Origin of the sequence: Photobacterium sanguinicancri (assembly GCF_024346675.1) — a bacterium.
Classification (GTDB): domain Bacteria; phylum Pseudomonadota; class Gammaproteobacteria; order Enterobacterales; family Vibrionaceae; genus Photobacterium; species Photobacterium sanguinicancri.
The window spans coordinates 615282-628187 of the sequence record NZ_AP024851.1 but is presented as its reverse complement, the minus strand read 5'-3'; the positions used below and the strand labels follow the sequence as shown (position 1 = coordinate 628187).

Genomic DNA, 12906 nt, shown 5'->3' with positions numbered 1-12906 from the left:
TTTTGAAAGCGAGTATTTTGCCCTAAGAAAGCGCAACACTCCAGTACGAAAAAGGCGTGCCACGCACGCCTTCTCTCTTTGGTATACATTTACAGCACTATTTACGCCGCTAGTTGTCCAGCGATTGATGCCGCAGCAAAAGTAGAGTCAGTACTAACGCCACAATAGCAACGATAGCCATCCCACCATAAATCACGCTAAATCCTTCGGCCAATTGGCCTGGCGCAAAATCAGCGAGTGATGTTTGGCTGTGCCCGTCGATATTTACTACCGCATTACTGGCTGACGACGTTGACAGCTGAGCATGAAAAAGTGCCGAACAAAATGCAACACCAATCGCCCCGCCGAGTTCACGACCAAAACTGAACATCGACATCCCTATACCTCGATCAGCAGGTGGTAATACATTTTGTACGACCACACTTAGCGATGGAATAGTAAAGCCGAGACCTAAGCCTGCAAGCCCCAAAGCAAGCGACACATAATGATCACTGTGTAAAATCCATAGCGCAATCGCAGCCAGTGAAAAGCCGACCACAACAAATGGTTTATATTTACCCCTACGTGCAATCAACTTTCCGCTACTAAAAGCTCCTGTTGTGATGCTGAACATGAAGATCATCATCAACATACCGCTTTCTGATGCCGTCATCTGCTTCTGCCATTGCATCTGTAAGGGCAAATACACAAGCACGGCAAACATTAGTAACTGCGATAACATCATCAAACCAACACTCATCATGTAACCATCAAGGTGCACTAAGCGAGCAGGTAAAATAGGATCTGTCTGTTTGCGCTCAACCAACACTAATAGAATGCCCGATATAATTAACACCGGAACAAGAATATAATTACTGATTGCTGATTCTGGTGACACCACAAGCAGCAACACAGTAGACAACAACATAAGTAAGCCAGCGCCCTGCCAATCAAATGTAGAACGCCTTCCTTTGCTTAAATGCGACAAGTTTCGGTTCACCAACCACATCGCTAATGCGCCTAACGGCAAGTTGATCCAAAATACCCAGCGCCAATCTGTGTGTTCTGCAAAAAATCCGCCTAATAGTGGACCAGCAATGCTTGAAACCGCATAGACAGCAGAAATATAACCTTGATACTTACCCACCTCTCTTGCAGGAATACAATCCGCAATCACGGTAAAAGCCAGAGCTAATAGTCCACCGCCTCCAATCCCCTGCAATGCACGCCCTGCAATTAAGCTCGGTAAATCTTGCGCGAGACCACAAGCAATAGAGCCTAAAACAAAAAGAACAATACCAATGTTCAGCATGCGTACACGACCAAAAATGTCGCTTAATTTTCCATACACAGGCAATACGGCAGTTGCCGCCAATAAGTACGCCGTGATTACCCAAGTCAGTGCCTGACCAGCACCTAGCTCTTCACCAATAATAGGCAAAGGCGTTGTCACAATACTCTTCTCAAGTGAGCCCAGTGCAATCACTAATGAGACACTGGCCAAGACAGTTTGCGGCTTCATTACAATCTCCAACAATATTCAGCGACACCATAATGTATTTATCTGTGAAGGTACATTTAACAATTAGTACTATCTCAATTAATTTACTAAGCAGCTTTTAATATGGGTAACGTACTTATAAATAAGCACTATTTTACATTCACAGGCTTTTACCCTCAGTGTTTATCGCAATTAATTAGACTTCACCATGCAGGAGTGACAGCGTCACCTATAATTAAATGCGTCCTTTTTAAGGCGGATAAAAATCCGAAGATGACTATGAATACAAAACTAAATATCTTACTTACCAGTACGCTATTAGCAGGGCTCTCTTTTAACCTCTACGCCGCTGATAGCAGTCCGAAAGAAATGTTAGAAGATGCACTCAGTGCAGCGCCACCGACTTTGAAAGATAAAGTCACAGTGCTGGACTGGGAAAAAAATGTATTACAAAAAGGTGATAGTAGATACACCTGTTTCCCTACCCCTCCACAGCTCGAGGGCAAGGCACCTATGTGTATGGACGAAGCTTGGATGGAGTGGGCAGATGCTTGGATGAACAAAAAACCATTCCAAGCTAAAACTATCGGTATTTCATACATGCTGGCAGGCGATCAGGGGGCCAGTAATATCGACCCTTACGCTGAAGGTGAAACCGAAGAAAACCAGTGGGTTAGAGAGGGTCCGCACCTAATGATCATCACCCCAGATCAAAGCTTACTAGATTCGCTGCCCGTCGATCCAAATAACGGTGGTCCTTATGTCATGTGGAAAGACACCCCATATGTACACATCATGATCCCAGTGGGTGAAAGAGACTAAACAACCCAATATATAAACACTCCTCAACGCTTTCATATATAGCCTCTCAATAAAGAGAGGCTATATATCATCAATAAGATTAACCATCTCCTGCTAACAAATCAAAATGTAACTGGCATTATTGGGTTTGCGTATAATTATAAGTGAAAACATAGCCAACCATTGACCTATCGCTTTCTTCCTAGTATCTTATTTTTCATTGTGAATTAAGTGGTTTTCTCAGCGTACCTGATACTGGTAAGCACAGAGCAATACCAAAGCTTTTATTATTTAGACTGTGTTACCAGCCAGTAGAGACGATGACTGAGTTGGTCGATAAGGAATAATGCCATGTCTTTACGTGCTATCACCAATGTTGATGTTTTCGACGGAACTAACACCCTTTCAAATCAAGCAATCATCCTACAAGGTGATGAAATCATTGATGTACTGCCATTAGATCAAGCAACGCTGCCAGAAGTCGTCATTGATGGTAAAGGGGCATTGGCAACGGCAGGATTCATAGATATCCAACTCAATGGTTGTGGCGGTGTACTGCTTAACACAGATATCCGTAAAGCCACTCTTGATACCATGAACGCGACTAACCTTCGTCATGGCACAACGCAATACTTGCCTACATTCATCACTAGCCGTGAAGAACCAATGAAAGCAGTGGTCGGTATGGTGGCTGATATCGCGAATCCAGCAGCGGAAGGTATCTTAGGTTTACACCTTGAAGGGCCATTTATCAGTAAAGCTAAAAAAGGCGCACACCAGGAAGACTGTATTCGTGAATTAGACGAAGCCACGGCCCGTTACCTTGCTGATAACGCAGCGCATATCAGCGTGATCACGCTAGCACCAGAAAATACATCTCAGAGTGTGATAGATATTCTGACCGACGCTGGTATTACTGTTTCACTTGGTCACACTAATTCAACTTATGACGAATGTGCAGAGAAAAACGGCCTGACTATGGCGACACATCTTTATAATGCGATGACACCATTAGGTTCGCGTGAACCAGGTACGGTCGGTTATATCTTCGATCAAAAGCCACATGCCGGTATTATTGTCGATGGTATTCACTCGTCGTATGCATCGGTACGTATTGCACATCAGCAATTAGGCGACAAACTCTTTATGGTGACCGACGCTGTTAACCCAGCGGGTACCGACATGACTGAATACGACATGGCAGGCACAAAAGCCTACGTAACCGATGGTAAATGTCACTACGCTGATGGCACCATTGCAGGCGCTGCTATCACCATGATTGAAGGTGTGAAAAATCTCATCAATCATGTTGGCGTATCAAAAGAAGAAGCGCTAAGACTTGCTAGCCTTTACCCTGCTAAAGCACTAGGCATAGATGATCACTACGGCAAAATTGCTAAAGGCTATAAAGCAAACATCACTCTACTTAGCGATGCTCTTACCGTCACCTCAGTATTCCAGATGGGTACAGAGCACAACTACAGCTAATAAACTCATCATCATACTGCTTGATTTAAATCGAATAGTTAAGAGTTAAACATAAAAAAAGAGAGTAGCTTAGGCTACTCTCTTTTTATTTGAATCTTGGCTCGTCCTAAATAAGGTTAAGGCGCTTCTTTCAGCTCATCAACAGGTAGCCAATCTACTTTTACATTCGCTTGCTCGAACATATCTTGGCTTACTTTGATCTTTTCACCCCAGCGCGATAAAAAGTCTTCACTTTGTTCAGGGCAATGCACCGCAGTAATACCTGTCTGGATAATCTTCGCTGCACAATTAGGGCACGGGAAGTGTGTCACCCAAACTTCACAATCATCGAGATCACGCTTAGCAAAAAGAATGGCATTCTCTTCTGCATGTAACGTTTTCAAATATTTCATGTCACGATCATCAGTTTCTGCGCTGTCAGAAATACCGTGCGGATAACCATTAAAACCAACTGAAACAATGCGGTTGTGCTTGGTGATAACCGCTCCTACTTGCGTAGAAGGGTCTTTACTCCAAGAGGCAACCAGTTCAGCCATCTGATTAAATCGTATTGCCCACTTTGAAATCATTTTCTTCCCCACTAAAACACGTTCTATATTTATTCATATCGCGAATCGATATGTTGGCCTTTGTAATCTTATTCTGCCAGCTATTCCTAACAAGATTAAAAACGCCACCACACTGTGTCGCTAGCAACTTCCTTTATAAGCTCGTATACATTCAATAAATCAGTGTCACTCAATGAAATTCTCGTTGAGTGACACTAAGATATCGAATTGACTCGCAATATTATTCTGCGTCAGCTTTCGACTCAGAATCTACTTCTGCAGTCGCAACTGTGTCATTTTGTGCAGCCAGAGCTTCTTCTTGCTCCATTTTTGCACGATCAGCCTTAGAAACATAACGAGGCTTGTTGCTTTTATGGATCTTAGCGTTAGCTTGTTTCATCCTTTTTTTAAGGATCTGGTTCACTTTCTTTTTACGGTTCATGATGTCAGCATTCGAGTAATATTCGTAGCCGGCGATTATATACGTAACTACCACTAAGATGCGAGGTCAATCACGGAAATGACCATTAATATGATCTAGATAAGTGATTAAGATTACTCGCTCTATCGGCATCTTAGTTAAGCGTTCACATTAAACATCAAGACCATAAAGAATCACAGACAATTACATAGCAACTAACGCATTGCCTAGTTGACATTCACTATGATTTTTTCAGCCAAAGACATCGCTAGATTATTATCGTAATACGCGGCTTCATTAATGAAGTGTGGGTATGCGATATAATCCCCTTCCCAGCACACTTCAGTACCATCAAATAAGGTAAATATTGGGTCACCATTTTTCAATGGCTTGAAATCACCATCTTGAACTGACTGGTGGACCATACCCGCTCGCTCACCGTCGTCATCTAACGGTAGTGATAGCGTTTCTGTGTATTTAAATGCTTCTAATGTCTCTCGTAAAACAGGCACTTCGCCTCGATTATGTAGCTCAATAAAATCGAGGATATGCTTCGTCATCTCCGCCATCCAATCGAGTACATCTTGACGAATAACTGATTGAGGTTGTGGTCCAACTTCAACGATCACGCCTTGGGGTGACATAGAGCTTAAAAAGAAGTGCTGTTCTACTGTCGCATGGTCTTCAAACACCACAACCGCTGATGGCATATGCTGTTTAACATATGCTCCCATCTGGCGATTGAATGCATCAGATTGTAATAAGATCAGTGAAGGTCCCATATTACTGGTGGTATTGTGCAAATCGATAATAAAATCGGTTTTAGCATCACCTTTAGGCCCCAGCTGCTGATTAAGGGATTTTGCCAAGCACTGCTCATAGCCACGAAGGTTCGGGTTATTCAAATCTTCATGGCTAAACTGACGATTTAAATCAAAATCAACATAACGCTTGTTTTGCTCAAACGCTTTTGCATTGGCGAGTACGGTTTCCGTTGAAAAGGTACTGCGCGAAATTATCTCAGGCTGCTTATCCCAATGACGTAGTAGATAAATACCCGAATATTCATTACCGTGTGTACCGCCAACAATTGCAACCGTATTGATCTTATCCATTTCTACTCTGTCCCTGTAATACCTTGAATAACTAAGGTATATCACCTTTGCTATTCAAACGATACAGATAAAACAAGAATAATCATGCAATTTTATTAACAGCAGACAAGCTAACTAATTGCTGCGTATATTCATGTTGTGGCTCGGTGAATAACGCCGCTGTTTCACCGTGCTCTACCACTTTCCCTTGTCGAAGCACTAATGTGTAATGACATAGGGATTTCACGACATTCAGATCATGGCTAATGAATAAATAACTTAATCCATACTTTTGTTGTAATGCTTTCAGCAAATCCAATACTTGTGATTGAACGGTACGATCTAATGACGATGTTGGCTCATCCAACAAAATGAATTCAGGCTTCAATACCAACGCACGCGCGATAGCAATCCGCTGACGCTGACCACCAGAGAATTCATTAGGGAAGCGGTGGCGTGTCGTGATATCAAGCTCAACCTCTTCCATAACTTTACAAATCGCGGCATCTTCTTCGTCCGCTGAAAGCTGCGCATGCACTTTTAATCCTTCCCCGATAATTTGTGCAACAGACATACGAGGATTTAAAGCAGAAAATGGATCTTGAAAAACCACCTGCATTTTGTGGCGAAATGGCAGCATTTTCTTACGATCAAAGGTAGAAATATCATGTCCGTCAAACTGTATAACCCCTTCACTTTCAAGCAACTTTAATACCGCCATACCCGTTGTTGATTTTCCACTACCACTTTCTCCGACCAAACCAACACTATGGCCTTTTCGCAGAACAAAATTGACATCAGTTACAGCTTTCACATGATCAATTGTACGCTTGAGAAGCCCACCTTTTATCGGAAACCACACACGTAAACCATCAACGTTGAATAAAGGTTCGGACTGCATATCAACGGGAACGGGTGATCCTTTCGGGTCTGAATCTATCAGCTTTCTGGTATAAGGATGGCTTGGGTTGGTGAATATAACCTGTTTGTCATCGGTTTCAACGACCCGACCGAGTTGCATCACAGCGACCCTATCCGCAATTTGACGAACAATGCTCAAGTCATGCGTAATAAACAGCATAGCCATGCCCATTTCTTGCTGTAAGCTTTTCAACAAGTCGAGGATCTGCGCCTGGACCGACACATCTAGCGCCGTTGTAGGTTCATCTGCAATCAATAATTCAGGCTCGTTCACCAAAGCCATTGCTATCATGACACGTTGACGTTCACCGCCTGATAATTCGTGAGGATAAGCATTCAAGCGTTTTTCTGGATTACGAATACCGACCTTATTCAGCCAAGTCAATGCATGCTGTTCAGCTTGCTTAGATCGCATGCCTCTATGAATGGCTAAGGTTTCGTATAACTGCTGCCCAATACGGTGTAACGGATTAAGTGACATCATAGGTTCTTGGAAAATCATGCCAATGCGGTTACCCCGTAACCCTCGCATTTCACGCTCACTGCAACTCAACATATCAATATTGTCATAATCAATGGTGCCGTTGATGTAGCGTGCTGTCGCTTTTGGCAATAAGCGTAAAATGGCATTCGCAGTCACTGATTTTCCCGAACCACTTTCCCCTACTAACGCCAGCGTTTCACCTCGGTTAATACTGACGCTCACATCTTGTGTAACTTGGTTTACATCTTGCCCTCTGGCAAAACCTACCGATAAGTTGTTTATTGTGAGTAACGCTTTAGGCATAACGGCTTATCCTTGCTGGTGAGGGTCGAAGGCATCACGCACCGCTTCGCCAATAAATACAAGTAAACTCAGCATGACAGACAAAACAGCAAAAGCTGATAAACCAAGCCATGGCGCTTGAAGGTTGGTTTTACCTTGCGCTAACAGTTCCCCTAACGAAGGCGAGCCAGCGGGAAGACCAAAACCAAGAAAATCGAGAGACGTTAAGGTGGTCACTGAGCCACTTAATATAAAAGGCATCATGGTCAGTGAGGCAACCATGGCGTTCGGTAACATGTGCCGCAAAATAATTCGGCTATCGCTGACTCCCAACGCTTGTGCCGCACGCACATAATCAAAGTTTCGGCACCGCAAGAACTCCGCTCGCACCACACCGACAAGCCCCATCCAACTAAACAGCACCATAATCCCTAACAGCCACCAAAAATTAGGTTCGACAAAACTGGAAAGGATGATGAGTAAAAACAAGGTCGGCATGCCTGACCACACTTCAATGAAGCGTTGCCCCATTAAGTCTAGCCACCCACCGTAGTAACCCTGACACGCCCCCACGACGACACCGACTATGGTTGAAATAACCGTTAAAGCAAAACCAAACAACACTGAGATACGAAAGCCATAGATAATACGAGCAAGTACATCTCGCCCTTTATCATCGGTGCCAAGCCAATTAACCGCATCAGGAGGTGACGGTGCAGGCCCAGCTAGGTTGTAATTGATGGTATCGTAACTAAAGCGAATTAGCGGCCAAACCATGTAGCCCTTTTGTTCAATCAGATCGATAACAAATGGGTCGGTATAATCAGCTTCTGTTGCAAACTCCCCACCAAACTCGGTTTCTGCATATTGCTCAACAACTGGGAAATACCATTGCGATTCAAAATGAATCAATAAGGGTTTGTCATTCGATATTAATTCAGAAAATAAACTAACAAGAAATAATACAGAGAAAATCCATAGCGAGAAGTAACCTCGGCGGTGGGCTTTAAAACGCAGCCAGCGCTGCTGTGTTAATGGATTCATTGCCATTAGCGCGCCTCAAAATCAATGCGGGGATCCACCAAGGTGTAGGTGATATCAGAGAGAATATTCAGTAACAGCCCGAGCAAGGTCATGATATACAAAGAACTAAACACCACTGGGTAATCACGTTGGATAGTCGATTCAAAACCGAGCAGGCCAATACCTTCAAGCGAGAACATCACCTCTATCAGCATTGAACCGGTAAAAAACATACTGATAAAAGCACTTGGAAAACCCGCGATAATGATCAGCATTGCGTTACGAAACACATGGCGATAGAGAATGTTATTTTCATCTAGCCCTTTTGCGCGAGCTGTCACCACATACTGTTTATTGATTTCATCAAGGAAGGAATTTTTCGTCAGCATGGTCAATGTGGCGAAACCGCCTATCACCATCGCCAAGGTTGGCAACGCCAAATGCCAGAAGTAATCGCCAATTTGCTGGTACCAATTAAGTTGTTCCCAATCTGGCGACACTAAGCCGCGTAATGGAAACCAGCTAAAGTAGTTGCCACTAGCAAAGAAAATAATCAGTAAAATCGCAAACAAGAAGCCAGGAATAGCATAACCGACAATAACAACGGCGCTACTCCAAATATCAAAGCGCGAACCGTGATGAATGGCTTTGGCTATCCCTAAAGGAATAGAGACCATGTAAATGATAATGGTACTCCACAATCCCAACGAAATAGAAACAGGCAGCCTATCAATAATAAGATCGATAACGTTGCCACCTTTAAATAAGCTATCGCCAAAGTTAAAGGTGGCGTAGTTTTTAAGCATATCAAAATAGCGTTCGTGCATAGGCTTATCAAAACCAAACTGCTTCTTGATGGCTTCAATCACCTCAGGATCTAGCCCTCGGGATCCTCGATAACCCGTCCCTTGTTCCCCGTTACCTTCTGTTAGCGCGACTTCTTTACCACCACCAGAAAATCGCTCCATGATGCCAGAAGAATGCCCCTCTAACTGTGCAACAGCTTGTTCAACAGGGCCTCCAGGCGCAATCTGAATAACAAAGAAATTAATGGTGATGATGGCCCACAATGTGGGGATAACCAGTAACAATCGTCGAAGAATATATGCAGCCATACCATTTTGTTGGCCACACCAGTGCCAACACTCCTTATGATTATTTTACCTTAGTCAGTTCGTGCTCATTACGAACCATCATGCAGCCATTACAGATACAGCTCTATTGGCGCTTCTTCGGCAACCTTTTCACTTTCTCGGTATCAACCCACCAGGTATCTTCCCCTAGCGTGTATTTGGGACGAATAGCAGGACGCGCGAATTTATCCCAAGTGGCTATACGGAATTTGCTTAAATGCCACTGCGGGATCACATAGAAATTCCACTGCAATACACGGTCTAAAGCACGGCCGTAATCTAACAGTAATTCAGGATCATCTTGGTTCTCTGCAATCTTTTGAGTCAGATAATCAACCGCAGGGTCTTTTACTCCCGCGGTATTGTAAGAACTGTCGATATAGTTACTGTTCCATGCAATCAACAAGTTACGGCTTGGGTAACGATTAGCCCCATAGCCATGCGAAACCATGTCAAAATCTCGGTCACGAAGGCGTTTCACATACTGGGTAGTATCTACAGTGCGAATCTTCATGTTCACACCAATCAGTTTCAAATTTTTCTGAACAGGAATGGCGATGCGTTCTGTGGTTGGGCTGTAAATCAGCAGTTCAAAATCAAGGGTTTCCCCCGTTTTAACATTCGTCATCACCTTATTGTTTAGCTCCCACCCTGCTTCTTTTAGCAGACTAAGGGCTTTTCTTAAGTTAGTACGAATACGCCCTGAACCATCAGACATTGGCGGTTGGTATGTTTGGGTAAAAACACGGGCGGGTATCTGATCTTTAATGGATTCAAGTAAGGTTTTCTCTGCCTCAGAAGGCAAAGCTTTCGCTTCATAATCTGTATTTTGAAAGTAGCTGCGGGTGCGTGTGTATTGATCATAAAAAAGCGTCTTGTTCATCCATGAAAAGTCGAGCGCATAATTCAATGCTTCTCTCACTCGAACATCTTTGAAAACATTACGTTCGGTATTAAAAACAAAAGCCTGCATCGACTGTGGAATTTCGTGGGCGATTTCTTCTTTCTTAATCAGACCATTATCAAAGTTTTTGCCCTGATAAAGCGTCGCCCAAAACTTAGCAACATTCTCTTGGCGAAAATCGTATTCTCCCGCTTTAAACGCTTCAAGCGTTACCGTCTCGTCACGGTAATAATCATAACGAATAGTATCGAAATTATGACGACCAACATTCACCGGTAAATCAGCCGCCCAGTAGTCTTTGACTCTCGCGTAAGTAACACTTTGCCCCGCCTTATAATCCGAGACTTTATAAATACCGCTACCTAAAGGTGGCTCATTAAGAGGCTCACCCAAGTCTTTACCTTCCCAATAGTGCTTAGGTAATACCGCCATACCTTGTACTAACGAAAGTAAAATTTCTCGATTAGGTTTCGCCATCTCTATCCGAACCGTTCGTGTGGACTTCGCTTCTACCGACTTAACGTCTTTGTAGTAAATTCGATATTGCGGCACCCCTTCAGTTGAGAACTTCATGAAGGTAAAGGCAACATCTTCAGCGGTTATGGGATGACCGTCGTGAAAAACAGCATTAGGATTCAGGTCGATTTCCATCCACGCATAATCATCGTTATAGCGAGCCTTACTGGCTATGAGCGGATAATAGCTTTCTATTTCATCTTCTGAAGGCAGAAATAAGGTGTCGTAAATAGCTTCTGCACCCGCAGAAGAAACACCACGCGTACCAAAGCGATTAAAACTATCAAAGGTACCAACACGTGAGTAGGTGATATTCCCCCCTTTGAGTGCTTTGGGGTTAACGTAATCGAAATGGGCGAAATCACGTGGGTATTTTGCTTCACCAAAACCAATTAAGCGGGTCGTTTCTACTACTTCCGCATGAACAAGCTGCGCACTCATCATTACTATTGCAGCAGCTAACGATAACTTCCTCTGCATAAAAATCTCCCACCGATCATACTCGCAAGCACAACAAAAGCTAAAAAAAGCATAATTATCATAATAATACGATAGGACATAAGTCTCGATTCAACAACTTATCGCCTTGATATTCTTAGAAGAACGGAGGTAAAAGACACGCTATTACGTAACAGATTCAAGAAGATATAAATCTCCTGATTTTTATCGCAAAAATCCGTATAATTCGGCTTCATTTAATTTTGAAGATGAGTGTTATGAGCAAAGGTTACTCTTGTGTAGGGCTTTTTAACCCTAAGACCCCTGAAAATGTTGGTTCAGTGATGCGTGCCGCAGGCTGTTACGGCGTGAATTCTGTTTTTTATACGGGTACACGATATGACCTTGCCAAACAGTTTTGCACCGACACCAAAAACGTACATCGCGATATCCCACTGATCGGCGTTGAAGATCTTAAAGCTGTATTGCCTTTAGGTTGTGTACCAGTTGCAGTGGAGCTATCCGATGATGCAAAACCACTACCCGATTACAAACACCCAGAACGTGCTTTTTATATTTTTGGCCCTGAAGATGGCAGCTTGAAAAAAGAGATCACTAGTTTTTGTCGCGAAACTATCTATGTACCAACAAAAGGCTGCATGAACTTAGCAGCCGCTGTTAACGTAATTTTGTACGATCGCTTGGCAAAAGGTGAGAACTTCTCACACCACTAAACGATATGCATAAAAAAACGGGCTATCTCATGATAGCCCGTTTTTTTGAAGAAGGTTAAATTCGCATTACGCAGGTTGCGTTTGCAGTTTTTGCTTCTCTTTTACACTACGTTTTTGCATTTGGTATTCACGCAGTTTTGAATAACCGTATGTCACAACAATAGAGAAGAACAAATAAGACAATGAAAACACAATTGGTGAATTAATCAGGTTCGCTTCTAAACTCCACATCACCCCCACTACAGTGACTACCATTTTAGCCGCAAGGCCTAGCAGCAACATGAGTAAAGCAAGTTGCGGATAGCGTGTTGAACTTCGAAACGCTAGCCAGTAACCACTGCCGACTGCAATTGCTGCAACCGCAAAACCGGCAACAAAAGAGTGATAGTGCTCGCCCGAAAAAATACCAGCGACGATAGAGATAAGGAAAATAATACCAAGTTTCATACACACCTCTTTAGTGCAAATAAATTAGAAAGCATCCTTTCAACGTGCTACTCGATTGACAGATGCATTTTCCCATGAATCGCACACTTTTCATACCACCTAAATATACCACCTCGATCTAATCACATTATTTTTCATAAATTTACATTCTGTAACATTGCAACATGTTGTTTTTCAGATAGCGCACATATC

General features: G+C 43.1%; 12 protein-coding genes. 3 read left to right on the top strand and 9 right to left on the bottom strand.

All coding sequences use genetic code 11. The annotated features are described in order from the left end of the window. Positions 1–109: 109 nt before the first annotated feature. Positions 110–1501: an MDR family MFS transporter gene (locus OCU87_RS19770; RefSeq protein WP_094957333.1), complete on the bottom strand. Its 1392-nt coding sequence runs from the start codon at positions 1499–1501 to the stop codon at positions 110–112. Positions 1502–1759: 258 nt separating this feature from the next. Here OCU87_RS19770 and OCU87_RS19765 point away from each other — a divergent pair, with 258 nt between their 5' ends. Both OCU87_RS19765 and nagA read left to right on the top strand, forming a co-directional pair. After that, positions 1760–2302 carry a hypothetical protein gene (locus OCU87_RS19765; protein ID WP_094957332.1) on the top strand — a complete coding sequence of 181 codons (543 nt, stop codon included), beginning with the start codon at positions 1760–1762 and terminating at the stop codon, positions 2300–2302. A gap of 330 nt (positions 2303–2632) precedes the next feature. Beyond that, a complete protein-coding gene (gene nagA / locus OCU87_RS19760; protein WP_261859188.1) occupies positions 2633–3769 on the top strand; it encodes an N-acetylglucosamine-6-phosphate deacetylase in 1137 nt (378 codons plus the stop codon). 116 nt (positions 3770–3885) lie between these two features. On the opposite strand, the gene OCU87_RS19755 is transcribed toward nagA, so the two are convergent. The 7 genes from OCU87_RS19755 to OCU87_RS19725 all read right to left on the bottom strand — a co-directional run bounded on the left by OCU87_RS19755 (position 3886) and on the right by OCU87_RS19725 (position 11575). Then, a complete protein-coding gene (locus tag OCU87_RS19755; RefSeq protein WP_062689345.1) occupies positions 3886–4338 on the bottom strand; it encodes a dCMP deaminase family protein in 453 nt (150 codons plus the stop codon). Between the two features lie 220 nt (positions 4339–4558). Beyond that, positions 4559–4759, bottom strand: a complete 201-nt coding sequence (locus OCU87_RS19750) for a DUF2986 domain-containing protein (RefSeq protein WP_062689343.1) — start codon at positions 4757–4759, stop codon at positions 4559–4561. A 206-nt stretch (positions 4760–4965) separates the two neighbouring features. Next, positions 4966–5853 carry an aspartoacylase gene (locus OCU87_RS19745; RefSeq protein ID WP_261859187.1) on the bottom strand — a complete coding sequence of 296 codons (888 nt, stop codon included), beginning with the start codon at positions 5851–5853 and terminating at the stop codon, positions 4966–4968. An 82-nt stretch (positions 5854–5935) separates the two neighbouring features. Next, positions 5936–7540 (bottom strand): ABC transporter ATP-binding protein, encoded by a 1605-nt coding sequence (locus OCU87_RS19740; RefSeq protein ID WP_062689339.1) that lies wholly within the window; start codon positions 7538–7540, stop codon positions 5936–5938. Between the two features lie 6 nt (positions 7541–7546). Continuing rightward, positions 7547–8569: an ABC transporter permease gene (locus OCU87_RS19735; RefSeq protein ID WP_261859186.1), complete on the bottom strand. Its 1023-nt coding sequence runs from the start codon at positions 8567–8569 to the stop codon at positions 7547–7549. Beyond that, positions 8569–9657 (bottom strand): microcin C ABC transporter permease YejB, encoded by a 1089-nt coding sequence (locus OCU87_RS19730; protein WP_261859185.1) that lies wholly within the window; start codon positions 9655–9657, stop codon positions 8569–8571. The genes OCU87_RS19735 and OCU87_RS19730 overlap by 1 nt, the downstream gene beginning before the upstream one ends. Positions 9658–9760: 103 nt before the next feature. Beyond that, the gene (locus OCU87_RS19725) at positions 9761–11575 is read right to left on the bottom strand and encodes an extracellular solute-binding protein (RefSeq protein WP_261859184.1); all 1815 of its coding nucleotides are present in this window, start codon (positions 11573–11575) and stop codon (positions 9761–9763) included. Between the two features lie 236 nt (positions 11576–11811). On the opposite strand from OCU87_RS19725, the gene OCU87_RS19720 reads away from it, so the two are divergent. After that, positions 11812–12267 carry an RNA methyltransferase gene (locus OCU87_RS19720; protein WP_062689333.1) on the top strand — a complete coding sequence of 152 codons (456 nt, stop codon included), beginning with the start codon at positions 11812–11814 and terminating at the stop codon, positions 12265–12267. A gap of 66 nt (positions 12268–12333) precedes the next feature. On the opposite strand, the gene OCU87_RS19715 is transcribed toward OCU87_RS19720, so the two are convergent. Next, entirely contained in the window at positions 12334–12714 is a 381-nt protein-coding gene (locus OCU87_RS19715) for an NADH:ubiquinone oxidoreductase (RefSeq protein ID WP_261859183.1), read from the bottom strand. Between the last annotated feature and the right edge of the window lie 192 nt (positions 12715–12906).